This window comes from Streptomyces sp. NPDC104581, assembly GCF_055583685.1.
In genome coordinates, this window is record NZ_JBVJNN010000008.1 from 147,002 (window position 1) to 170,718 (window position 23,717).

Annotated in this window: 20 protein-coding genes; 5 read left to right on the forward strand and 15 right to left on the reverse strand. The window is 72.0% G+C overall.

Features of this window, described 5'->3' with window-relative positions:
* Positions 1 to 18: 18 nt before the first annotated feature.
* From ACZ61E_RS09910 to rsmI, 3 genes are all read right to left on the reverse strand, one after another.
* The gene (locus ACZ61E_RS09910; protein WP_469699050.1) at positions 19 to 921 is read right to left on the reverse strand and encodes a TatD family hydrolase; all 903 of its coding nucleotides are present in this window, start codon (positions 919 to 921) and stop codon (positions 19 to 21) included.
* Positions 922 to 974: 53 nt separating this feature from the next.
* Positions 975 to 1,457: a hypothetical protein gene (locus tag ACZ61E_RS09915; RefSeq protein WP_469699051.1), complete on the reverse strand. Its 483-nt coding sequence runs from the start codon at positions 1,455 to 1,457 to the stop codon at positions 975 to 977.
* A 129-nt stretch (positions 1,458 to 1,586) separates the two neighbouring features.
* Positions 1,587 to 2,501 (reverse strand): 16S rRNA (cytidine(1402)-2'-O)-methyltransferase, encoded by a 915-nt coding sequence (rsmI, locus tag ACZ61E_RS09920; protein WP_469699052.1) that lies wholly within the window; start codon positions 2,499 to 2,501, stop codon positions 1,587 to 1,589.
* Positions 2,502 to 2,621: 120 nt separating this feature from the next.
* Between rsmI and ACZ61E_RS09925 the strand changes: the two genes are divergently transcribed.
* Both ACZ61E_RS09925 and ACZ61E_RS09930 read left to right on the forward strand, forming a co-directional pair.
* Positions 2,622 to 4,343: a dolichyl-phosphate-mannose--protein mannosyltransferase gene (locus tag ACZ61E_RS09925; RefSeq protein WP_469699053.1), complete on the forward strand. Its 1,722-nt coding sequence runs from the start codon at positions 2,622 to 2,624 to the stop codon at positions 4,341 to 4,343.
* A complete protein-coding gene (locus tag ACZ61E_RS09930; RefSeq protein ID WP_469699054.1) occupies positions 4,334 to 4,918 on the forward strand; it encodes a hypothetical protein in 585 nt (194 codons plus the stop codon). Before ACZ61E_RS09925 ends, ACZ61E_RS09930 begins: the two co-directional genes overlap by 10 nt.
* A 28-nt stretch (positions 4,919 to 4,946) precedes the next feature.
* On the opposite strand, the gene ACZ61E_RS09935 is transcribed toward ACZ61E_RS09930, so the two are convergent.
* The 4 genes from ACZ61E_RS09935 to ACZ61E_RS09950 form a co-directional block, all read right to left on the reverse strand.
* The gene (locus tag ACZ61E_RS09935; protein WP_469699055.1) at positions 4,947 to 7,853 is read right to left on the reverse strand and encodes an AfsR/SARP family transcriptional regulator; all 2,907 of its coding nucleotides are present in this window, start codon (positions 7,851 to 7,853) and stop codon (positions 4,947 to 4,949) included.
* Between the two features lie 216 nt (positions 7,854 to 8,069).
* Positions 8,070 to 8,456: a hypothetical protein gene (locus ACZ61E_RS09940; protein ID WP_469699056.1), complete on the reverse strand. Its 387-nt coding sequence runs from the start codon at positions 8,454 to 8,456 to the stop codon at positions 8,070 to 8,072.
* A 179-nt stretch (positions 8,457 to 8,635) separates the two neighbouring features.
* Complete coding sequence (locus ACZ61E_RS09945) at positions 8,636 to 9,001, reverse strand: SH3 domain-containing protein (RefSeq protein WP_469699057.1); 366 nt, start codon at positions 8,999 to 9,001, stop codon at positions 8,636 to 8,638.
* Between the two features lie 192 nt (positions 9,002 to 9,193).
* A complete protein-coding gene (locus tag ACZ61E_RS09950) occupies positions 9,194 to 10,183 on the reverse strand; it encodes an ArsR/SmtB family transcription factor (RefSeq protein WP_469699058.1) in 990 nt (329 codons plus the stop codon).
* A gap of 374 nt (positions 10,184 to 10,557) precedes the next feature.
* Here ACZ61E_RS09950 and ACZ61E_RS09955 point away from each other — a divergent pair, with 374 nt between their 5' ends.
* Positions 10,558 to 11,553, forward strand: a complete 996-nt coding sequence (locus ACZ61E_RS09955) for an aldo/keto reductase (RefSeq protein ID WP_469699059.1) — start codon at positions 10,558 to 10,560, stop codon at positions 11,551 to 11,553.
* Here ACZ61E_RS09955 and ACZ61E_RS09960 read toward each other — a convergent pair.
* From ACZ61E_RS09960 to ACZ61E_RS09990, 7 genes are all read right to left on the reverse strand, one after another.
* A complete protein-coding gene (locus tag ACZ61E_RS09960; protein WP_469699060.1) occupies positions 11,543 to 12,979 on the reverse strand; it encodes a xylulokinase in 1,437 nt (478 codons plus the stop codon). The genes ACZ61E_RS09955 and ACZ61E_RS09960 overlap by 11 nt on opposite strands.
* A complete protein-coding gene (locus ACZ61E_RS09965; protein ID WP_469699061.1) occupies positions 12,976 to 13,692 on the reverse strand; it encodes a GntR family transcriptional regulator in 717 nt (238 codons plus the stop codon). Before ACZ61E_RS09965 ends, ACZ61E_RS09960 begins: the two co-directional genes overlap by 4 nt.
* A gap of 2 nt (positions 13,693 to 13,694) precedes the next feature.
* Positions 13,695 to 14,939: a CaiB/BaiF CoA transferase family protein gene (locus ACZ61E_RS09970; RefSeq protein ID WP_469699062.1), complete on the reverse strand. Its 1,245-nt coding sequence runs from the start codon at positions 14,937 to 14,939 to the stop codon at positions 13,695 to 13,697.
* 37 nt (positions 14,940 to 14,976) lie between these two features.
* On the reverse strand, positions 14,977 to 16,668 hold the full coding sequence (locus ACZ61E_RS09975; protein WP_469699063.1) for a thiamine pyrophosphate-binding protein: 1,692 nt from the start codon (positions 16,666 to 16,668) through the stop codon (positions 14,977 to 14,979).
* Between the two features lie 73 nt (positions 16,669 to 16,741).
* Complete coding sequence (locus ACZ61E_RS09980) at positions 16,742 to 17,749, reverse strand: hypothetical protein (RefSeq protein WP_469699064.1); 1,008 nt, start codon at positions 17,747 to 17,749, stop codon at positions 16,742 to 16,744.
* Positions 17,746 to 19,113, reverse strand: a complete 1,368-nt coding sequence (locus tag ACZ61E_RS09985) for an MFS transporter (RefSeq protein WP_469699065.1) — start codon at positions 19,111 to 19,113, stop codon at positions 17,746 to 17,748. The genes ACZ61E_RS09980 and ACZ61E_RS09985 overlap by 4 nt, the downstream gene beginning before the upstream one ends.
* 65 nt (positions 19,114 to 19,178) lie before the next feature.
* Complete coding sequence (locus ACZ61E_RS09990; RefSeq protein ID WP_469699066.1) at positions 19,179 to 20,141, reverse strand: MaoC/PaaZ C-terminal domain-containing protein; 963 nt, start codon at positions 20,139 to 20,141, stop codon at positions 19,179 to 19,181.
* 300 nt (positions 20,142 to 20,441) lie between these two features.
* Between ACZ61E_RS09990 and ACZ61E_RS09995 the strand changes: the two genes are divergently transcribed.
* On the forward strand, positions 20,442 to 22,064 hold the full coding sequence (locus ACZ61E_RS09995) for a penicillin-binding transpeptidase domain-containing protein (protein ID WP_469699067.1): 1,623 nt from the start codon (positions 20,442 to 20,444) through the stop codon (positions 22,062 to 22,064).
* Positions 22,065 to 22,140: 76 nt separating this feature from the next.
* Here ACZ61E_RS09995 and ACZ61E_RS10000 read toward each other — a convergent pair whose 3' ends face one another.
* On the reverse strand, positions 22,141 to 22,602 hold the full coding sequence (locus ACZ61E_RS10000; RefSeq protein ID WP_469699068.1) for a VOC family protein: 462 nt from the start codon (positions 22,600 to 22,602) through the stop codon (positions 22,141 to 22,143).
* A gap of 100 nt (positions 22,603 to 22,702) precedes the next feature.
* Between ACZ61E_RS10000 and ACZ61E_RS10005 the strand changes: the two genes are divergently transcribed.
* Positions 22,703 to 23,701, forward strand: a complete 999-nt coding sequence (locus tag ACZ61E_RS10005) for a helix-turn-helix transcriptional regulator (RefSeq protein ID WP_469699069.1) — start codon at positions 22,703 to 22,705, stop codon at positions 23,699 to 23,701.
* Positions 23,702 to 23,717: the final 16 nt, after the last annotated feature.

A 23,717-nucleotide genomic window follows, 5' to 3' on the forward strand; every position in this document is an offset into this window, starting at 1 on the left:
CGAACGGGACCGGCCGCGTCAGTACCCGAAAGCGCGTGCCGTGTTGGCCGAAATCGCCGCCGCCATCTCGTCCTCACCGATTCCGCGCACCTCGGCCATCGCGCGCACCGTGACCGGAATCAGATAGGGCGCATTGGGCCGTCCACGGTACGGAACAGGCGTCAGAAATGGCGCGTCCGTCTCGACAAGAACGAGTTCGGGCGGGGCGACCGCCAGCGCCTCGCGCAGCGGACGCGCGTTCTTGAACGTCACATTTCCCGCGAAGGACATGAAGTAGCCCGCAGCGGCGCAGATTTCGGCCATTTCCGCGTCGCCCGAATAGCAGTGGAAAACGGTCCGTTCCGGAGCGCCCTCGTCGGCGAGAACGCGCAACACGTCACCGTGCGCGTCGCGGTCGTGGATGACGAGTGCCTTTCCGTGCCGTTTGGCGATCTCGATGTGCGCGCGGAACGAGCGTTCCTGCGCGGCCATGCCCTCCGGCCCCGTTCGGAAGAAGTCGAGCCCCGTCTCGCCGACGGCCTTCACCTGGGGAAGAGCGGCCAGCCGGTCGATCTCGGCGAGCGCGTCGTCGAGGGCGGCGTCCCCGCCCGCCTCGCGCGCGCCCTGGCGCGACCAGCCGTCGGGGTCCCCGTGGACGATGCGCGGCGCCTCGTTGGGATGCAGCGCGACCGCCGCGTGCACGGACTCGTGCGCGGCGGCGGTGTCGGCCGCCCAGCGGGACCCCTTCACGTCGCAACCCACCTGGACGACGACCGGCACTCCTACGGAGGCCGCCTTGGCGAGCGCGTCCTCGACGGTGCCGCTCTGCATGTCCAGGTGGGTGTGCGAATCCGCGACCGGCACCCGGAGCGGTTCCGGGGCCGGCGGCGCTTCCTCGGCGCGGGCGGCGCCTCTCGTGCTGTTGGCGCTCTTGGGGCTCATGGTCCCGATCGTACGAGGACCGCGCCCGCGGGGCGGACCCCAGGTGCGGACGCCTACTTGCGGTGGAAGGGGTGCAGAAGATCGGAGAGGTGCCAGTGGTGGTCGGCCTTCGCCCGTGCCCCCTCGGCCACCGCGCCGACGGCGGCCCCGCCCGCCTCGTCCGTCACCGGCACCGGCTTGCCGGGCCCGGACTCGGGCTCGCGCGCCGGCTTCCGGGTCCTGCGCGCCTTGGGCTCCCTCGGCGTTCTGGGCGCCTTGACGGCGTTGCGCTGCTGGTTCATCAGGGAGTACGCGTGCACCGAGGACACCTGTCCCGAGCGCATGATGCGCACGACATGGTGTCCGCAGTTGAGACAGGTGGGACTCGACAGCGGCGAAGGCACCCGCAGTCCGTCCGCCTTGTAGACGACGTATTGATGACCCGAGGCGTCCGTGTGGTGCTCTATGTCGTATGCCTGCTCCCAGCCGTGACCGCACCGCATGCAGCAGAACGCGTATGCCTCGTGGGCGACGGCGTTGCCCGTTGTCTCACTCATGCCGGCTCCTCTCCACTCGATCCAGTGGACGCCCATTCGGGCGGGAGCGCATCAGCGCTGTCGAATTAATGGCAGGCTCTTGGCCTCCTCATGCCGAAAGGGCTCGGCACGCGGTCTGCGCTTTGCCTTTCAAGATAGTCCTTTACCCTCACGGGGGCTTGTCGCGGCCGCATTCTTTGCCGCCACGACGGCATCGAACACGTCGCGTTTGGGCACCCCCGCCTCCGCGGCGACCGCGGCGATGGCCTCTTTGCGCCGCTCCCCCGCCTCCTCCCGCACCCGTACCCTGCGCACCAGTTCCCCGGGGTCCGTCACGGGCTCGCTCTCCGGGGCCCCCTCCACGACGACGGTGATCTCGCCCCGTACGCCTTCGGCCGCCCATTCGGCGAGTTCACCGAGGGGGCCGCGCTTGACCTCCTCGTACGTCTTCGTCAGCTCGCGGCAGACGGCGGCCCGGCGCCCGGGGCCGAAGACCTCGGCCATCGCCGTGAGGGTGTCGTCGAGCCGGTGCGGTGCCTCGAAGTAGACGAGGGTGCGGCGCTCGCCGGCGACCTCACGCAGCTTGCCCAGCCGCTCTCCCGTCCTGCGGGGCAGGAACCCCTCGAAGCAGAAGCGGTCGACGGGCAGCCCGGAGAGTGCCAGCGCGGTCAGCACGGCGGACGGGCCGGGCACCGCGGTCACCTTGACGCCGCGCTCGACGGCCGCCGCCACGAGCCGGTAGCCGGGGTCGGAGACGGACGGCATCCCCGCGTCGGTGACGAGCAGCACACGGGCGCCGCCGGCCAGCGCCTCGACGAGCTCCGGCGTACGGGCGCTCTCGTTGCCCTCGAAGTACGACACCACCCGGCCCGTCGTCCGCACCCCGAGCGCCTGGGTGAGCCTGCGCAGCCGCCGGGTGTCCTCGGCGGCGACGACGTCCGCGGTCGCCAGCTCGGAGGCGAGGCGCGGCGGGGCGTCGGAGGTGTCGCCGATGGGGGTCCCGGCGAGGACGAGGACGCCGGTCGGGGCTGCGGGGGCCGTTCCCCGGGAGGGCTCAGTAGTCACGTACGCCATCCTCGCAGGGCGGCGCCGGGGCCCGTCCCCGGCGCCGCCCGCACCCCGGCCGCACGCCGTGTCCGCCACCGTGTGCCCACGTCACACAGTCGCGTTCCCTACGATGGCGCGGTGACCAGTACTGCGCCAGAAGCCCTCCAGGGTCGGGACGCCGAGGACAGACCGCCGTCATGGCCCCAGCGGCTGCGGCGGTTCGGCTATGCGCCGAGACCGGTGACCGGGCTGCGCGAGCGCCTGGTGCCGCCGTACACGGAGCCGTCCGAGCGCCTGTGGATCGTGCTCGGCGTGCGGCCCCTGCTCGCCGACCGGCTGACCCGCTGGTCCGCCTGGCTCGGTCCGCTGCTGGTGGCGCTGGTCGCGGGGCTGATGCGGTTCTGGCAGCTGGGCAGCCCCAAGGCGGTGATATTCGACGAGACGTACTACGCGAAGGACTCGTGGGCGCTCGTCAAGCAGGGCTACGAGGCGAGCTGGCCCAAGGACGTCGACAAGCTGATCCTGGCCGACCCCTCGCAGGTCCCGGTGCCGGCCGACCCCGGGTACGTGGTGCACCCGCCGGTGGGCAAGTGGATCATCGGGCTCGGCGAGCTGATGTTCGGCTTCGACCCGTTCGGCTGGCGCTTCATGGTGGCCGTCCTCGGCACGCTCTCCGTACTGATGCTGTGCCGCATCGGCCGCCGGCTGTTCCGTTCGACGTTCCTGGGCTGTCTGGCGGGCGGGCTGCTCGCGGTGGACGGCCTGCACTTCGTGATGAGCCGCACGGCGCTGCTCGACCTGGTGCTGATGTTCTTCGTGCTGGCCGCGTTCGGCTGTCTGCTGCTCGACAGGGACTGGGCGCGACGGCGGTTCGCGGCGGCGCTGCCGGTGGACGCGGAGGGGGTGCTGCGGCCGGACGCGGACATCGCGGAGGGCCTGCGGCTCGGCTGGCGGCCGTGGCGCCTCACGGCCGGTCTGATGCTGGGGCTCGCCTTCGCGACGAAGTGGAACGGCCTCTACATCCTGGCCGCTTTCGGTCTGCTCACCGTGCTGTGGGACGTGGGCGCGCGGCGCACCGCGGGCGCCGTGAACCCCTGGTCGGCCGTGCTCAGGCGCGACCTGCTGCCGGCCTTCGTCTCCACCGTCCCGGTCGCGATCGGCACCTACGTGGCCTCGTGGACCGGCTGGATCGTCACCGGCAAGGGCTACTTCCGGGACTGGGCCGCCACCCAGGGCCAGGGCGGGATGTGGTCCTGGCTGCCGGACTGGCTGCGCAGCCTGTGGCACTACGAGACCGAGGTCTACAGCTTCCACGTCAATCTGACCTCCGGCCACACCTACCAGTCCAACCCCTGGAGCTGGATCGTCCTGGGCCGCCCCGTCTCGTACTTCTACGAGGACCCCAGGGGCGGCACGGAGGGCTGTACGGCGGCCCCGGCGGACAAGTGCGCCCAGGAGGTCCTGGCGATCGGCACGCCCCTGCTCTGGTGGGCGGCGTGCTTCGCGATCCTGTACGTCCTGTGGCGCTGGCTCTTCCGCCGCGACTGGCGCGCGGGCGCCGTCGCGTGCGCGATCGCGGCGGGCTGGGTGCCGTGGTTCTTCTACCAGGAACGCACGATCTTCCTCTTCTACGCGGTGGTCTTCGTGCCGTTCCTCTGTCTGGCGGTGTCGATGATGATCGGCGCGATGCTGGGCCCGGCGGGCTCGGACGAGAGACGCCGGACGATCGGCGCGGTGGGGGCGGGAGTGCTGGTGCTGCTGATCGTCTGGAACTTCATCTACTTCTGGCCGATCTTCACGGGCCAGACGATCCCCATCGGGGAGTGGCAGGACCGGATGTGGTTCGACACATGGGTGTAGCGGTGGACGGCACCGGGGCGCCGGCCGGTGCGGCTCCCGCCGACGGTCCCGGCGCCGGCGGGGAGCCGCCCGCGACCGTGCGTGTCGCCGGGACCGTGCTGAGCAGGGTGGAGAGCCCCCCGTCACTGGCCTGCTGGAGCGGCTGCTTCCGCGAGCCGGCGGACGCGGCCGAGGCCGGGCTGAGTCTGGTCGTCCAGCCGGCCGCCGCGCCGGACGAGGCCACTCTCCGGCTGGCGCACGAGGTCGTGAACGGCTTCCACGGCTTCGTCGGCCAGGCTCTGGAGTACTGCCGCACCCGATTGCGGGAACCCCACTTCGGACTCACGGCGGAGGAACTGCTCTGGCTGGACCACCCGGAGCTGACGCTGGGGGTTCCCGAGGCGATCGTGTGGGCCGACCGGACCTGGGCCATTCGCTTCGCGGAGAGCAGACTGCGGCTCGCGGACCCCTACGGAGTCCTCGTGACGTTCGACGGAACGGGGCCGGTCGAGGTCGAGGGGCTCGACGACGAGGACGACACCGAAACCGATCTCGACCGCGACCTCGACGACGGGGACCCGGCCGACCGGGGATGAGCCGGTCGGCGCGCCGGCGGGCGTGCGCTCACGCCGGGCGGGGGCGGGTGATGGCGTTCAGTTTGGAACGGAGTTCGGCGGCCTCCGGATGGTCGAGATCGCCCAGGATGTCGAGAGCCTGTCGCCAGGACTCGCGGGCCTTGCCCTCCTCGGTGTTCTCCAGGTACGCGGTGCCGAGATTGCCGAGGGTGTGGGCCTGGCCGAACCGGTTGCCGATCTCGGCATGGGTCCTGATCGCCCGGCGGTAGTTATCGACGGCGACGTCGTGCTGCCGCAGACGGCGGTACACGGTGCCGAGAACGTCGAGTGCGAAGCCCTCCCCCCACCGGTCGCCCTCGGTGCGCAGGACGGGCAGTGCCCTGCGCAGGCAGGCGACGGCGTCGTCGAATCGGTCCAGCCGCTCGTAGGAGTCACCGAGGTTGGCCCAGAGGTTTCCCTCCCGCCCCCAGTCCATGCCGTGCACGCGGTAGAGGGCCAGTGCCCGGCGGCAGTACTCGACCGACCTGTCCGGGCGGCCGTGGTGACGGTAGGCGTAGCCCAGGTTGGTCATCGCCTCGGCCAGGGAGTGCGTGTCGCCGAGTGTCCGGTTGATCGCCATCGCCTCGCGGAAGTGCTCGATCGCCTCCTCGTACCGGTGCATCTCCGCCAGCGCGCACGCCACGTCGCTGATGCTCCGCGCCTCGCCCGCGCGGTCGTGGGAGAGCCGGGCGGCGCTCAACGCGCACCGGGCGGTGTCCAGCCAGTCGTGCAGATGGCTGCGCAGATAGAAGAAGCCCCACAGGCTGGCGGCCAGCCGCCAGGCGATGGCCGTCCGGCCGGTGGCGGCGGCGTGGTGGACAGCGGCGACGAGGTTGGAGCGTTCGCTCTCGCACCAGGTGACGGCCTGTTCGCAGGAGCCGAAGTCGAGGGGCCGGCACGAGGCGGGCAGGGGGTTGAGCGGGTAGCGCTGACGGCCCGGGGTGAAGTGCGGGCATGTGGCGTCCGTGGTGTGCAGATACCACATCAGCAGCCGCCCGACGGCGTGCTCACGCTCCTGCGCGGGCTCCTCGGCCGACAGCCGTTCCGTGGCGTAGACGCGCAGCAGGTCGTGCAGACCGTAACGGCCGGGTGCGTGCTCCATGAGGAGGTGGGCCCGCGTGAGTTCGGCGAGCAGGCCGTCGGTGCGCCGGACTTCGAGTCCGGCCAGGGCTGCCGCGGCGGGCCCGGAGATGTCGGGCCCGGTGTGCGGGCCGAGCAGCCGGAACAGGCGCGCGGACTGCGCGGACAGTGATCGGTACGACCAGGAGAAGACGGCCCGCGCGTCGGTGCTGAGATCCCCGCCGTCGAAGGCGTCGAGACTTCCCTGACTGGCGCGCAGTTCCCCGGCGACGGCGCTGAGCGGGAACCCGGGGCGGGCGGCGGCGCGAGCGGTGGTGATGGCCAGGGCCAGTGGAAGCCGGGCACACCGGGTGACGATCTCCTCCACCGCTTCCGGTTCGGCGGCCACCCGGTCCTCGCCCAGCCGGTTGACCAGCAGGTCCTGGGCTTCGAGCCGGGTCAGGAGATCCAGGACATGGAGGTGGGCGCCCTCGGCCGCCACGAGCCCGGTGAGCCGGTCGCGGCTGGTGATCACCGCGAGGCAGCCGGGGGAGCCGGGCAGCAGAGGCCGGACCTGATCCGCGTCGCAGGCGTTGTCCAGCACCACCAGTACCCGCCGCCCGGCGAGCAGACTGCGGTAGAGACCCACCCGGGCCTGGAGGTCCGCCGGGACGCCCTGGGCCGGCACGCCGAGCGCTTCGAGGAAACCCCGCAGCGCCTCGTCGGGCGTCACCGCCGTACCCGAAGGACCGAAGCCCCGCAGATTCACGTGCAACTGGCCGTCCGGGAACCGGTGGGCCACGCGGTGGGCCCAGTGGACCGCCAGCGCCGTCTTGCCCACTCCCGCCGTTCCCGACACCGCCGACACCGCCGCCGGACCTTCGACAGCGGGGGCGAGGACCGCGTCCAGCCCGGCCAGTTCCCGCTGCCGACCGGTGAATCCCCGTGCTTCCAGGGGCAGTTGCGCCGGCACCGCACCGCCCGTGGCGGCCGGGGCCGCCAGGTGGGCCGCGGCCCCGGCACCGGTCGCGGCACCGGCACCGGCACCGGTCGCGGCACCGGCACCGGTCGCCGTCGCGGGGAGAACGGATTCGCCGCGCAGGATCGCCTGGTACACCCGCTGGGTCTCGGCGGCCGGATCCGTACCCAGCTCCTCGGCCAGCCGCTCTCGCAGGGCGGCGTAGCGGGTCAGCGACTCCGAGGCGCGCCCCGTGGCATGCAGTGCCCGCATCAGGGTCACCGTGAGCGGTTCCACCAGCGGGTGTTCGGCGACCAGACCGGTCAGCCGTCCGATCACGGGGGTGGCGTTTCCCGTCCGGGCCTCCGCGTCCGCCCAGGCGAGCACCGCTTCGATGTACCGCTGCTCCCAGCTCCGCCGGGTCCGCTCCGCCCAGGCACCGGGCACGCCCGCCAGCGGTTCCCCCCGCCACAGCCCGATCGCCTCGGTCAGCAGCGCCACTCGTTCGGCGTCCGACCCGCCCGTGCTCCGGGCCCGGTCGACCAGGTCCTGGAACCGGTGGACGTCCACCCGGCCGGGTGCGACGTCCAGCAGATAGCCGCCGCGCCCGCGCCGCAGCCGGGGCGCGTCGGCCGGGATGCCGTCGCCGGCGGGGAGCGGCCCGGCGGTGGCCGCCAGGATCCGACGGATCCGGGAGACGTACGTGTAGAGCGAGGCGCGCACCCGGGCCGGCACCTCCTCGCCCCAGACCCGGTCGATCAAGGTCTCCGCCGGCACCCAGCGGCCCACGTCCACCAGCAGGGCCGACAGCACCGTGCGCTGCCTGGGCGGGCCCGGGTCCACGGCGGTGCGGCCCGGCCCCCGCAACCCGACCGTTCCCAACAGCAGGAAATCCGGCATCCGCTTCCCCCGAAGTCACGGGACACCGTCCGAGGACGGAGCCCCCGCCCCACGTGCCCCCCGGCACGCGAAGTTCCAGTGAATCAGGGAATGGACGGGGCGTCGCCCGGTTTCACGGCGCCGTGCGGAGTACCGGGTTCCACGACTCGGGGCCGGTCCTCACGAGGGGCTCCCGGAACCGGTCCGGTCCCGGGAGCCCCTCGTGGGCCGGCCCGGTCAGGGCTGGAGCGTGATCGAGTTGATCGGGGTCATGTTCTTGTTGATGTAGTCGCCGGCCTGGAGATTGCCCTCGCACCGCGTGCCGTTGTACCCGAGGCAGGTCGACATGGTCGCCCTGTCGTCCTGGTTGTTGTAGATGCGCCACGTCCCGGTCACGTTGGAGAGGTTGTAGTACCCGTAGTTGTAGTAACTGAAGACGGGCTTGTCACCGTTCCAGCCCGCGCCCGGGTAGAGGCACACGTAGCCGGAGTCGCAACCGTGCGACTTGGCCGCCGCGGACTGCGTGGTGTCCCCGACCGGGGCGGCGGAGGCCGAGGTCACCAGGCCGGCACCGGCCAGGGCCAGGGACGAGAAGGTGACGAGGACCGCTTTGCGGAAGGACATGGTTCCCCCTGTGTGTTGGGTGGGGCCGCGCGGTGGACTGCGTGCTCGCCGGTGGTCGGTCTTGTCCAACCGCGCCGGCCCGTTGACCTGTTCACACGATGCGCCGGGGGTGTGGGCGGGAATCTCGCGAAAACCTTGCCTCCCCGGTCACGCGGTGGGGGCCCGGTGCGTGCCTGCCCCTACTGGGGGCAGGGGACCCGGCTGCCGTTGTCCCTCAGCAGATCGTCACGCATCCACCCCGCGAAACCGGTGCTGAGGTTGCGCGCGTAGCTCCACGTGAGACCGTCCTGGCCGACCGTGTAGCAGTGGTAGTTGATGGTGTGGCTGAGATGTGCCAGTCCCCGGCTGGCGCAGGAGGTGCTGGAGCCGGTCCGCATGTTGACCCCGTTGGCCTTTCCGGTGCCCTGGGCGGGGTCGAGGTCGGGCGGGGTGCCCCCGCACGGGTAATGGGCGGGGGCCGCCGACGCGGGGGCGGCCAGCGCGAACGGGCTCACGAACGCGGCTGCCAGGGCGAGCGGCAGGAACTTGACGGCGAGTGACCTCACGGTCTTCTTCTCCTTCGTCGGTCGGACAGGGGTGGACTGACGTGCCGCCGATACGGGCCGGCCGGGCGGATCCGTACGAACACGCCCGGCCGTCGAGGCCCTTCGGCCACCCGTACTGTGCTGAGATCCGCCGGTCGGCGACAAGCCGTTAAGCCCTGCCTTAAAGGCCGGGCCCCGCTCCCCCTCCGCGCCTCACCCGTCGGCCGCCCCGTGACCGCTCCCGGCCCTCAGCAGCGCCAGCCCCAGGGGCGTGACGACGTGCAGCACGGCCCTGCCCCGGCGACTGGTGCTGATGAGGCCGGCGTGGCGGAGCACCGTCGCGTGCTGACTGGCGGCCGCGGCCGAGACGTCGAGACGGCGGGCCAGCTCCGTCGTCGTGGCGCCCTCCGCCGTGATCCGCAGCGCCGCGGCCCGCGTACGGCCGAGCAGCGCCTCCACGTTCCGGCCCGGAGAGGTCCCCCGCCCGGCCTCCCCGGCACCGGCACCGGCACCGGCACCGGCACCGGCCAGCGGCTCGCGGAGGGCCGGCACGGTCAGCCGGGGCGGCTGGGCGGGGTCGTGCGGATCCCACAGGAAGCTCACCGCGCGCGGGGAGAAGACGGTGGGCGTGATGATCAGCCCCCGACCCTGGAGGTGCACCTCGGTCCGGCGCGGATACGGGGCCTCCAGCACCGGCGGACGCCAGCGGACCAGCGGTGGGCACAGGGAGCGCAGCAGAAGATCCACGCCGCCCTCCAGCACGAGGCCGGCGTAGCGCGAGGACAGCGCGACCAGGTCGGTCCGCCCGGTGTGCCAGTACGGCTCCACGGCGAGTCGGTGGCAGGCTCGCACGGCGTCGGCCAGTTCCCGCCGCGCCTCGCGGTCCCCCTCGGCCACCCTCCTGGCCCACGGCAGGTGTCCGGGCCGGAATTCGACGCCTTCGAACTCGCGTCGGAGCTGGGACACGGGCACGTGCAGCAGGTTGTCCACCGCGTGCTCCAGGGAGGGCACCTCACCCATCAGGGCCAGCAGGTCGAGCCCGGGGCCGCGTAACGGCAGCAGCGAGGTCAGCGGTCGGGTGTCCGCCGGCATCCGGCCGGCGACGGCCGACCGCCACGAGCCGAAGCGGGTGTCGTCCCGGGGCCCCCTCAGCAGTTCGAGGCTGTAGTAGGTCTCCGCCGCCGCTCCGATCGTCGCGGCCACGCGGGTCCGCGTGACGTCCTCCCCCGTGAAGTGGATACGTAACACACCGCTCCCCCGCAGCACCGATGAACCCTGTCCCAGCACCCCGAGCATGCCCGGACCGGCCCGCGCCACGCGCTTCGCGGCACCGCACCGTCCGCCGCGCCCGCGGGGAGGGTTCTTGACTTCGCGTGCGCTCGAAGTTCTGGCGTCCGGAGCGTCCGTACGGATGCCGGGACACCGGAACGCCGGGATGCCGGAACGCCACCGCGGCCGTCTCATGAGAGATGGCCGGTCCGCGGACCGGATCGGGGCGGCCGGGGAACGACGGGCGCCGCCCGGACCTCACGGACGCCCTCCGGGGCGGCACCGCACTCACGTCGAAGGGCCACACGATGAAACAGCGCGCACGCACACTCCGCGACCTGTCGGTCTCACCGCTCGGTCTCGGCTGCATGGGGATGTCCGCCTTCTACGGCACGGCCGACGAGGCCGAGGGCATCAGGACGATCCAGCGTGCTCGGGAACTGGGCGTGACCTTCCTGGACAGTGCCCAGATGTACGGGCCGCTCACCAACGAGTCGCTGGTCGGCCGCGCGGTGAAGGGGCATCGCGACGAGTACGTGATCGCCACGAAGTTCAACAACCGGATGGACGACGCCGTCCCCGGCGACCCGGGCACGGTCGGCCGGCAGGACGGTTCGGCGGAGCACGTCCGCAGCTCGATCGAGGGTTCCCTGAAGCGGCTGGGCACCGACCACGTGGACCTGTACTACCAGCACCGCGTCGATCCGCGGGTGCCGATCGAGGAGACGGTCGGGGCGATGGCCGGTCTGGTCGCCGAGGGAAAGGTGCGCCACATCGGCCTGAGCGAGGCGAGCGCGGAGACGATCCGGCGCGCCCACGCCGTGCACCCGGTCACGGCGGTGCAGACGGAGTACTCGCTGTGGAGCCGGGACCCGGAGGCCGAGGTCCTGCCCGTCTGCCGTGAGCTGGGCATCGGGTTCGTGCCGTACTCGCCGCTGGGCCGCGGATTCCTCGCGGGCAGGTTCTCCTCCCCGGAGGAGCTCGACGAGGACGACTTCCGGCGCGGCGGTCCGCGCTTCACCGGCGACAACCTCACCGCGAACCTGCGGCTCGCGGAGAAGGTGAAGGAGATCGCCTCCGAGAAGGGCGTCACGCCCGCTCAGTTCGCCCTCGCGTGGGTGCTGGCGCAGGGCGACGACCTGGTCCCGATTCCGGGCACCAAGCGCCGCGCCTACCTCGAACAGAACGTCGGCGCGCTGGACGTCGAGCTGACGGCCGACGATCTCGCCCGCGTCGACGCCGAAGTCCCCGAGGCCGCCGGACAGCGCTACGACGAGGCGGGCATGTCCGCCGTCAACCGGTAGCACCCGACGCGGTCGGCAGTTCGTCCGTCGCGTCGCGCAGTTCCAGCCAGCGGGTGTGCAGTCGCTCGTAGCGCGCCGCCCGCCCCGCGTCGGGGTCGACCCGGCGCGGGGTGCCGATCAGGCGGGCGCGGATCGCGTCCAGGTCGGTGTCCAGGCCGGAGCCGATGAACGCGAGCGCGGCGGCGCCGAGCAGGGTCACATCGGGCTCCGGGGAGATCAGGAGCGGCCGGGCGAGGATGTCGGCGCGCAGCCGGGCCACATGGGCGCTGCGCGACGAGCCGCCGGCCAGCGCGACCGGCAGACCGCCCGAGGGATCGAGGCGGTCCATCCCCTCGCGCACCGTGAAGGCCGCCGCCTCCTGGGCGGCCCGGAGCAGACAGGCGGCGTCGTGGTCGGGGCGCTGGCCGAGCACCGCCCCGCGGGTGCCGGAGCGCCAGGTCGGGAAGCGCGCGCCCGTCATGCCGGGCAGGACGGTGAGCCCGTTCGCGCCCGGTGGCACCGCGGCCAGTTCCTCGTCCGCGACGGTGCCGACCAGTTCGCGCCACCGGGCGACGGCGCCGCCGGTGAGCCCGGTCGCCCCGCCGGCGACGAACCGGCCGGGCAGGACGGAGGGGTTGAGCACGGCGCCCTCGGGTACGTCGTCGGGGCCCGGGAGCAGCAGCCCGATGACGTCGGTGGTGCCCGCGACGTCCGCGATCACGTCACCGGCCCCGCCCAGGAGCAGACCGATGCCGACGGATCCGTCCGGGCCGCCGGCGATCACGGGAAGTCCGGCGGGCAGGCCGGTGGCCGCCCCGGCCGCCCCGGTGAGGGCGCCGACCACGGAGGTCGGCTCCGACTGCGGTGGCAGCGGTACGGGAGCCAGACCGGCCTCCGTGAGCAGGCCGGTGTTCCAGGCGCGCCGGCGTACGTCGGAGGCCAGTGTGTAGGCGGCGCTGATGGTGTCGGCGGTGAGGCTTCCGGTGAGCCGGGCGACGAGGAAGTCCTTGGGCGACAGCACGGCGTGCGCCCGCGACGCGAGTCCGGGCTCCATGCCCAGGAGATGGGCGAGGGCGCCGCCGGTCAGTGCCGGACGGCCCGCGTCGCGCAGCAGCCGCCGCACCGTCGCGTCGCCGAGCGCCGCGAGCCGTGCCACGCCCCGGGTGTCCGCCCAGCCGCCGCCGCGTCCGAGGGGCCGGAGTGCGGAATCGACGGCGACCGTGCCGATGTGGGCGGCGATGGCGAGCGCGGCCGGCGCGCGTCCGTCCGAGACACCCGCCAGCGCGGCCCGTACGTCCCGCTCCAGTTCGTCCGCGTCGAAGGTGTCGCCGCCGAGTCCCGACGTGCGGGCGATCCGCCGCTGGGCGAGGACCTGGCCCCCGGCGCCGATCGCGGCGGCCCGCACGGCCGAGGTACCGACATCGACCGCGACGACGTGTGCGCTCATTCGGCGTCGATCCTCAGCAGGAAGGGGAATCCGGGCAGTGTCCAGCTGGTGGTGAACTCGACGATCTCGCCACGCGATCCGTAGGTGGTGCGGCGCACCACCAGCGCGGCCCCGCCGGGTTCGGTCTCCAGCAGCTCCGCCTGCTCGGCCGTCAGCAGAGTGGCCGTCATGGACTGGTCGGCGTGCCGCAGTTCGACCCCGAAGCGTGTCGTCAGGGTGCGGTAGAGGGAGTCGTCGAGCAGCGGCTCCCGGCACAGTGACGGCGCGACGGAGTAGGGGATCCAGGCGTCCTGGAGCGCGGCGGGCGACCCGTCGACGAGACGTACCCGGGTGAGCCGGTTGACCGTGTCGTCCGCCGTGCCGCCGAGGATCTCGGTCACTTCGCCGGGCGCGGCCGTGGTCTCGAAGTGGATCAGCCGGGTGGACGGCTCACCGCCCGTGCCCTCGATCTCCTCGGCGAAGGAGCGCAGCCGGTTGAGCCGCCGCCCCCGGTCGCCGTGCCCGCTGACGAACGTGCCGCTGCCCTGCCGCCGTACGACGAACCTCTCCGAGTCGAGCAGGTCGAGGGCCTGCCGCACGGTCATCCGGCTCACCCCGTACTGCCTGGCCAGGTCCGTCTCGCTGGGCAGCCGCGCCGAGGGGGCCAGGGCGCCGGACCGGATCCGGGAGACGAGGTCGTCGTAGATCACCTGATACCTGGGTGCGCGCGCCATGGTCAGATGGCTCCCGAGGCGCGCAGCCGGCCCATGTCCTGGTCGGACAGTCCGAGGATGCCCCCGTAGACGTGGCTGTTGTCCTCGCCGACCCGAGGTGGCGCCTTGCGGACCATGGGCGGAGTCTTCTCCATTTTGATCGGATTACCGGGCATCCGGATGGTACCGAGTTCGGGATGCTCCGATTCAACGATCATGTCACGGGCGGCGATCTGGGGTGACTCGGCCACTTCCGCGACCGAGGCGACCTTGGCGTAGGGCACGCCCGCCTCTTCCAGGGACCGCGCGATGACCTCCCTCGTCCGGCCCGCCGCCCACGCCCCGATCTCGCCCTCCAGGAACTCCTGGTGCGTCATCCGGCCCTCGACACGGGCGAAGCGCGGGTCGTCGGCCAGGTCCGGCCGCCCTATCACCGCGCAGAGCTTCGGGAAGAGGGAGGCGGTGCCGGCCTGGATGTAGATGGGTCCGTCCGCCGCCTCGTAGACGTTGACCGGCGCCGTCAGCAGGTCGCGTGAGCCGCTGCGGGGCATGTCCTGGCCCAGCATGAGCTGGGACATGAGCCGGATGCCGAGCGCGGAGAACATCGTGTCGAAGGACGCGATGTCCACGAGCTGGCCCTCGCCGGTGCGTTCGCGGTGCAGGATCGCCAGCAGCGCCCCGATCGCGCCCTGGTAACCGGTGGTGTAGTCGGCGATGTAGGTGCCGCTGAGGGTCGGCTTGCCGTCCGGTTCTCCGGTCATGTCCATCAGCCCCGACGACGCCTGCGAGATGGCGTCGAACAGGGCGCGGCGCGAGTCCGGACCGGTCTGTCCGAAGCCGGAGATCGACACCAGGATGATGTCGGGGTTGATCTCCTTCATCCGCTCGTAGCCGATGCCCATCTTCTCGATCGTGCCCGGCCGGTAGTTCTCCACGACGACGTCCGCCCAGGCGATCAGCCGCTCCAGGATTCCGAGCGCCTCGGGATGGCGGGTGTCCAGCGAGGCGTCGTACTTGTTCCGGTGGTAGAGGAACATGTAGACGCTCTCGTCACGGTGGTACGGCCCGTGGTGCCGGGAGTCCTCACCGCCCGGCCGCTCGATCTTGACCACCTCGGCTCCGAAGTCGGCCAGGATCTGCGCGCAGAGCGGGCCCGCGATGAAGCGCGAGAGGTCGAGGACCTTCACGCCGTCGAGGGGCGTGGGACCCGCCGCCCCGTCCGGTGCCGCGTCCGGTGCTCCGTCCGGTGCCGGATTCGCGTTCGACATTGCCGCTGTCACCTGCTTCCTGCTCCTGTCCCTGCTTCTACTTCTTCGGCGCCACGAACGACGGGAACGTCCAGGCGTTGGCAGCACGGTCGATCGGTACGTCGAGTATCACCGGCACACCGGCCTCGAACGCGTCCGCGACCCGTTGCCGCAGCGCGGCCAGGCCGGTGACGACCTCGCCGTCCACGCCCATGGCGCGCGCCACCATGCCGAAGTCGACGGTGCCGAAGTCGACGCCCGTGGTGCGCCCGTCGAAGTGCAGCTCCTGCTCCTGGCGGATGTTGCCGTAGCTGGAGTCGTTGAGCACCACGACGCAGACGTTGCCGCCGACGCGGGCGAGCGTCTCGATCTCGCCCATGCTCATGCCGAGGGAGCCGTCGCCGATCAGCGCGAGAACGGGGCGCCGCGGGTCGATCAAAGACGCCGCGATCGCCGACGGCAGCGCGAAGCCCATGTTCCCGAAGCCGACGGGCTTGATGTAGGTGCCCGGCCGCTGGATCTCCCAGAGGAAGGACCAGACGCCCGGGTTCCCGGCGTCCGGGATCAGCAGCGTCTCCTCGGGGGACACCTCGCGCAGAGTGCGGACGATGTCGGCCGGGGACAGCGGGCCCTCGGCGGCGGTGTCCGCCACCTCGGAGCCCCGCCACCAGTCGGTGCGCGCCTTGTCGAGCGAGCTGAGCCACTCGGCGCGGCCGGCCTTCGCCCCGGCCGCGTGCCCGGCGGTCGCGGTGACCAGGTCGCGGGCGAAGGCGCCGAGGTCGCCGACGACACCCTGGGTGATCTCGGAGTAGTAGCGCCCGATCATGGCCGGCTCGACGTCGACCTGGATCACCTCGGGCAGTTCGCGCCGCCAGCGGGTGGTCGACACGGCGTTGAGGCTGTTGCCGAGCGCGATGACGAGGTCGGCGTCGCCGAGGACCTCGCCGGAGAGCGTGGTGCCCATCCGGCTGACGGCCCCGAAGACCAGCGGATGGGTGGTCGGCACGGACCCGATGCCGTTGAAGGTGGTGACGACCGGGATGCCGAGCGCGTCGGCGAGCGCCAGTACGTCCTCGCTCGCCCGCGCGCGGTTGCCGCCGTTGCCGAGCCAGATGACGGGCCGTTCGGCGCGCAGCACCCGTTCGGCGACCCTGGCCAGCGCGACGGGGTTGGCGGTCGGCCGCTCGGTGACCCACGCGCGGCTGGGGTGGACGTCGGGCACCGCCGGCGGGTCGGTGACCTGCCCCTCGATGGTGTCGCGGGCGAAGTCGAGGTGGACGGGGCCGGGGTTGCCGGTGAGGGCGTTGACGTACGCCTCCTCCATCGCCTGCTTGATGGACGAGCTGTGCGCCACCAGCCGGGAGTACTTGACCAGCGGCTTGAGCAGTTCGACGTGGTCGGCGTTCTGGGCGTCGTCCTTGTGGATGTTCTCGCCGTTGTTGTTGCACGTGAGGACGAAGCCGGGGCTGGAGTCGCGGTAGGCGCCCCCGACACCGGTGAGCAGGTTGGTGGCGCCCGGTCCGGTGGTGGAGATGCAGGCGGCCGGGGTGCCGGTGAGCCTGCCGTAGGCGTCCATCATCACGGCCGCGGCGTTCTCGTGCCGGGTGTGGACGAGCTGGATGCCGGGGGTGTCGATGATCGCGTCGGTGATGGCGAGGGTCTGGCCGCCCACGACGCCGAAGACGTACTCGACGCCGAGGGAGGTCAGCATGTCTACGACGACCTGGCCGCCGGTCTTGGAAGTGCTCATCTGCGAAGATCCCGTTTTCTGTGTCGGTGCGGTGGTGCGGTCGTTGAGCGGTGGGAGAGGGCCCGGGGCCCGGTCAGGGCGCGGGGACGGTCACGGCCGCCCAGCCGGCGGTGAGGAGGCGGTTGTCGGAGTCGCGGCGTACCCAGACCTCCAGGTCGACGCGGAGCCCGTCGTCGACCGGGGTGACGGCGGTGACGACGCCGGTCGAGGTGAACGGCTCGAACACCTCCAGCGGAGCGAGGAACTTGACCCGCAGCCAGCCGCCGGTGAGGAACGTGGGACCGGCGCGGAGGGTGAGCAACTGGGCCAGTACGCCGAACTGTTGCTGTCCCTGCACGATCGGCACCCGCAGGCCGCCCGCGCGGGCGACGTCGATGTCGTTGTGGATGTTGCGCACGTACTCGCCCACCCGGCTGAAGACCGCGGCCTGTTCGGCGGTCACCGTCTTGCGCAGCGGGGCGAGTACGTCACCGGGCCGTACGTCCGGGCCGAGCGCGCCCACGGTCCGCGCGCCGTCCGGCACCTCGCCGGTGACGCGGCGTTCGGGCTCCGCCGAGCCGCGTCCGCCGATGGCGCCGGGGTCGGTCTTGAGGATCTCGACACCGCGGTGGCGGACGATGCTCCGCCCGTCCTCGCCGGTGGCGGTGGCCTCCATGACGACATAGCCCTCGCCGCGCCGCCGGTACGCCTCGGTGTACGTGCCGCTGAGGGTGACGACCTCGTCCAGGACGGCCGGGCTGTCGAACCACATCTGTTCCTCGGTGTGGTACCCGACGACCTGGCTGGCCGCGTAGACGAGGGTGAACAGCTGCACGAGGTCGTTGCCCAGCAGCGCCGCGTGCCCGACGCGCCTCCCGTCGAACGGACTCTCCGTCAGATGCCAGGGAGAGTGGTCGTCGTGGGTGAAGGCGTACCGCTTGATCTTGTGGTCGTCGACGACGACGCGCACGGTGCCGAGCGCCTCGGGAATGTCGAGGTTCTCGAACTCCGGCTCCTTGAGCCCCTCTTCGAGCCGGTCGGTCGCGCCCGCGCGGCGCGGGTCGGTCAGGTCCCGCCAGGGACGGGGGTTCGGTTCCGTCATCGTGCCTTCTCCGTCTCGTCACCGACACGTGTCATGTCGATGCGGTTGGTCTCGGGGGCCAGATACGCGCACACCAGTCCGATGAGCAGGGCCGCGACGGTGATGGCCGCGATGGGCCAGGGGTCTCCGCCGGTCGCCGCCAGCAGGGCGGTCGAGGCGAGCGGCCACAGTCCGATCAGGACGCTGGGGATCTGCGCGGCCAGGGAGAGGCCCGTGTAGCGCACCTTCGTACTGAACAGCTCGGCGAAGAAGGCGGGTTCGACGCCGTAGACGGCGCCCACGCCGATCGCGTACGCCACGGCGTAGGCCACGTACATCAGCACCAGCGCGTCGGCGTCCAGGACCCAGAAGAACGGGAACGTGACGACCACGCCCACGAGGGAGCCGATGATGAAGACCGTGCGCCGGCCGATGCGGTCGGACAGCTTCCCGAAGAAGTAGTACGTGTAGACGGCGAGCGCGGCGGCGACGCTGCTCGCGACGAGGACATGGGTGCGCGGGATGTCGGTGTAGTTCTCGGCGAACGTGAGACCGATGGTGAGGATGATGTAGCCGAAGACCGCCTCGCCGAGGCGCATGCCCATGGCCAGGAGCAGGGGCCTCCTGAACCGCTTGAACAGGTCGGTGATCGGCATGCGCTCCCGGGCCTGCTCCTCGGCCGGCTGCCTCTCCAGCTCCTCCTGCGCCGCCTGGAAGGTGGGGGTCTCGGTGAGCTTGAACCGGATGAACAGGCCGACGGCGATCAGTACGGCGCTCAGCAGGAACGGCACGCGCCAGCCCCAGCTCATCAGCGCGTCGTCGGGCAGCGTGGAGACGATCGCGAAGATGCCCGTGGAGAGCACGAGCCCGACCGCGTTGCCGATCTGGGGGAAGCTGCCGTAGGCGCCGCGTTTGTGCGCCGGGGCGTACTCGACGGCGACCAGTGAGGCGCCTCCCCACTCGCCGCCCACGCCGAATCCCTGGACGAGCCGCAGCAGGACGAGCAGGATCGGCGCCCATATCCCGATCTGGTCGGTGGTGGGCAGGAGGCCGATGAGGAAGGTGGAGACGCCCATCAGCATCAGCGTCGTGACCAGGGCCGCCTTGCGGCCGAACTTGTCACCGAAGTGTCCGAAGACCACCCCTCCGACGGGGCGGGCGAAGAAGCCGACACCGAAGACGGCGAACGCCGAGAGGGTGCCGATGATCGGGTCGTCCTCGTTGGGGAAGAACAGCTCCCCGAACACGAGGGCGGACGCGGTGCCGAAGATGAAGTAGTCGTACCACTCGACGGCGGTGCCGACGAGGCTGGCGACGGCGGCTCGTTTGGCGAGCTTGGTCCGTTCCTGCTCGGTGGTGGGCGGGGCGGTGGCTGATTGCGCCATGGATGACTCCGTTGTCGATCTCACTGACGTGTGGGGACGGGGGTGCGGGGGCGGGGATTCGCGGGTCAGACCAGGCGCGTGGGGCGCTCCGGGTCGGTGTCCACCTGGGCGGACGCCCATCCGAGCGCGGTACGGGTGCCGTCGGCCTTGTCGACCCAGACCTCCAGTTCGAGCCGGTCGCCGGTGACACCGGCGACGGCGCCGCCCGCGGTGAGTTCGTCGCCGACGAAGGCGGGGGAGACGAAGCGGAGGTCGAGTTCGCCCGAGGTGAAGAACGCCTTCCCGAACACGTCGATCAGGTTGGCGATGATGAAACCGGTCTGCTGCTGGGCCTGGACGATCGTGCGGTCCAGGCCGGAGGCGGCGGCCTTCTCGGGGGCCGTGTGCACGTTGGCGTAACCGCGCCCGGCCCAGGAGAACACCGACATCTGGTCCTGGGTGAAGACCGTCGTCCGCCGCGGCAGGGCCGCGCGAGCGGGGGCGTCGAGGCGGGCGCGGTCGAGGGCGGGGACGGTGCTGTCCACCGTGCCGAGCACGGTGCGTGACCGTACGTCGCCCGCCGTGCGGTTCTGTCCGGTGATCTCACCGGCGACCGTCCGCATGATCTCCCTGCCGGTGTGGCGCACCAGCAGCCGCCCGTCGGCGCCGCGCGCCTCGGCCTCCAGGACGACATAGCCCTGGCCCCGGCGCTCGTACTTCTGCGTGTAGCCGCCCTCGATCGTGACCGTCTCACCCACCCGTACCGGTGAGTGGAACGTCAGGTGCTCGTGTGTGTGCAGGCCCTGGGCGGTGTTGCCGTCGTACTTCTCGTAGAAGAGGAACAGCAGGTCGTTGGCGAGTACGAGGGGGTGTCCCACGGGGCCGCCGAACGGGGAGTCCTGGAAGTACCACGACCCGAAGTCGTCCTCGCTGTAGGCGTGGTCGAGGACCTTGCGCCGGTCCACGGTCACGGCGACCGGGCCCATCGGCTCGGGAATCTCGACCAGCTCGTAGCGAGCTTCTTTCAGATGCGATGTCAGCGATTCCATGGTCACCTCCGCGTCATGGCCCGGCGGGCTCAAATTAGTCTAGACGACTAGTCCTTACGCTACGTTCGCGGAATCAGGCGTGTCAACGGTCGCGCCGAGACGGTTCGGGCGGTCGCGCCGGCGGCCGTATCGGTGGTCCGGCCCGGGAGTGTGGCCGGCGGTGGGGCCGGGGGTGGGCCCTCATCGCGGTCCGATAACGGGACCTTCCGCATCCACCGGCGTCCCGTAGAGTGCGAAACAATTGCCCCTTGCACACGTTCGGACGTGCGGGGGCTCTCCTGGGGGGAGGGGTCCGCACCCATGCGCAGTGGAGCGAAGGTCGCCATCGTCGGCGGCGTGTTCGCCGTCGTGGCCGGCGGTATCGGATACGGGGCGTACGACATGCTGGCCGGTGACGGGAGCACGGAGACCCGGTCGGCGTCGGCCGAGGTCCGTACGGGGCCGCTGAGCGCGGAAGAGGTCAAGGACGCCGCCGAGCGGTTCCTGACGGCGTGGGCCGAGGGCGAGGACCCCGGGCTCGCCGCCACGTACACCAACAATCCGGCCGCCGCGAAGGAAGCCGTCGCCGGGTACGGCGAGCAGGCGCACATCACCGACGCCGTGATCACTCCGGGGAAGGCGACGGGCGCGAAGGTGCCCTTCACCGTGGCGGCGACCGTGAAGTTCGAGGGGCTGAGCAAGCCCCTGTCGTACGCCTCCGAGCTGACCGTCGTCCGTGGCCTGACCAGCGGGAAGCCGCTGGTCGACTGGGCGCCCACGGTCATCCATCCGAAGCTGACGAAGAACACCGGCCTGGTCACCGGCGAGGCCGCCAAGCCGCCGATCAAGGCCGTCGACCGCAACGGGACCGAGCTGACCGCCGAGAAGTACCCGTCACTCGCGCCGGTGCTCGACCAGCTGCGCGACAAGTACGGGGAGAAGGCGGGCGGGAAGTCCGGCGTCGAGACCTGGATCCAGAGCGAAGGGGACAGCGCCCCCCGTACGACACTGCTGACGCTCTCCAAGGGCAGGGCCGGCGAGCTGAGGACGACACTCGACGCCAAGGTGCAGGGCGCGGCGGAGCAGGCCGTGAAGAAGTACGACGAGGCGTCCGTCGCCGCCGTGAAGCCGAGCACCGGTGAGATCGTCGCCGTCGCCAACAACCGTGAGGACGGCTTCAACGCGGCGATGCTCGGCAAGCAGGCGCCGGGGTCGACGATGAAGATAGTGACCGCGGCGCTGCTGCTGGAGAAGGGGCTGGTCGGCGCGGACCGGCCGGCCGAGTGCCCCGAGACGGTGCTCTACCAGGGCACTTCGTTCCACAACCTGGACCGGTTCGACATCGAGGGCGGCACCTTCACCCAGAGCTTCGCCCGCTCCTGCAACACCGCCTTCATCAAGCTGATCGACGACACGAAGGACGACCACGCGCTGCCCGCCGAGGCCCGTGAGGTCTTCGGTCTCGGGCTGAACTGGCAGACCGGCATAGCGTCGGCGGACGGCAGTGTGCCGGAGTCCGCGGGGGGCGGCGCCGCGGCGCAGTACATCGGTCAGGGCACGGTCCAGATGAACGTGCTGAACATCGCGTCCGTCACGGCCACCACGAAGGACGGCACGTTCCGCCAGCCGATCATCGTCCCGCGCGACCTCGACGACCGCCAACTGGCGGTGGCCGAGCGTCAGTTGCCGGGCGCGGTGGGCCAGCAGCTGCGCGACATGATGCGCGCGACGGCCTCGTGGGGCACGGGCAAGGAGGCGATGTCCGCGCTCGGCGGCGACAAGGGCGCGAAGACGGGCTCCGCCGAGGTCGACGGACAGGCCACGTCGAACAGCTGGTTCACCGGCTTCCAGGACGACCTGGCGGCGGCGGCGAGCGTCGAGGCGGGCGGCCACGGCGGCGACGCGGCGGGCCCGGTGGTGGCGGCGGTCCTCGCGGCGGGGTGACGGACCGGGGGCGGACCGTCTCCGGGCGTCGCGTCAGGACGCGCCCGACACGGCGGCCCGCCTTACGCCCGCATCCTCAGTCCAGACAGAACTCGTTGCCCTCGGGGTCGGTCATCACGATGAACCCGGCGCTCAGCGGCGGGGCCGGCTCGTCGCGGCGTACGCGGGTCGCCCCCAGCGCGGTCAGCCGGGCGCACTCCGCCTCCAGCGCGGCCATCCGCGCCTCTCCCTCCAGCCCGGGGGCCGCGCGCACGTCGAGGTGGACGCGGTTCTTGGCGACCTTGTCCTCCGGTACCTGCTGGAAGAACAGCCGCGGGCCCGCGCCGTCCGGGTCCTCGACGGCCGACCGCGCGTTGCGCTGGTCCTCCGGTACGCCGATCCGCGCCAGGAAATCGTCCCACGCGGCCAGCACGTCGGCGCCCTCGGGCAGGTCGACCCCGGGCGGGGCCGGGTGGACGTAGCCGAGCGCGTCGCGCCAGAAGGACGACAGCGCCCCCGGGTCGTGTGCGTCGAAGGTGATCTGGATCCGGTGGCTCATGGGGATGGCTCCGTTCGTGGTGGGTCCCGTCCGCGTTCACGGGTCACCCTGCCACCCATGGCGGACAGGATCGGTCCGCCTTCTCTGTCAGGGTGTCGCCATGGATACGGCGGCGGGCGACGACGGGGCGGGTACGACGGAGCGGGGCACGACCGAGCGGGTGCTCACCCTGCTCGGGCTCCTGCAACAGCGGCAGGTCTGGACAGGCCCCGAGCTGGCCGGGCGGCTCGGCGTCACGACGCGCACCGTACGCCGCGACGTCGAGCGGCTGCGCGTGCTCGGCTATCCCGTACGGGCCGGCCAGGGCGTCGGCGGCGGCTACCAACTGGGCGCGGGGCAGGAGTTGCCGCCGCTGCTGCTCGACGACGAGGAGGCGATCGCCACCGCGGTCTCGCTGCTCGTCGGCGCGGGCGGCGCGGTCACCGGCGCCGGCGACGCCGCGCTCCGGGCGCTGACCAAGCTCGACCAGGTGCTGCCCGTCCGGCTGCGGCACGAGGTCCGCGCGCTCTCCGGCTCGGTGGCGTTCTTCGGCGGCGGCCGGTCGCCGGTCGACCCGGACGTGCTCATGACGCTGGCCAGGGCCTGCCGCGACGAGGTCGAGACCGGTTTCGACTACCCCTCGGGCGGTGGGACACGGCGGCGCCGGTGCGAGCCGTACCGCCTGGTCGCCTCCGACCGGCGCTGGTACCTCCTCGCCTACGACCTCGACCGCGACGACTGGCGCACCTTCCGCGTCGACCGGATGACCGGGGTGTCGCCGCGCACCTGGCGCTTCCGCCCGCGCAACGCGCCCGACGCGGCGGCGTACGTGCAGGAGGGCGTGGCGAGCCGGGTCTACGCGCACCGGGCCCGCTTCCTCGTCCACGCGCCGGCGGCCCGGGTGCGCGAGCAGATCCCGGGGGCGGCGGCCGTCGTGGAGGAACGGGCGGACGGACGCTGCGAGGTGCTCAGCGGCGGCGCCCGTCTCGACACCGTCCTGATGCATGTCCTGCTGCTGGGGCACGACTTCGAGGTGCTCGACCCGCCCGAGCTGGCGGAGCGCTGCGGCGCGCTGGCGGAGAGGCTGCGGGCGGCCGGTACGACGGGCCCACCCGCGTGACTGAACGCCGCTGAAA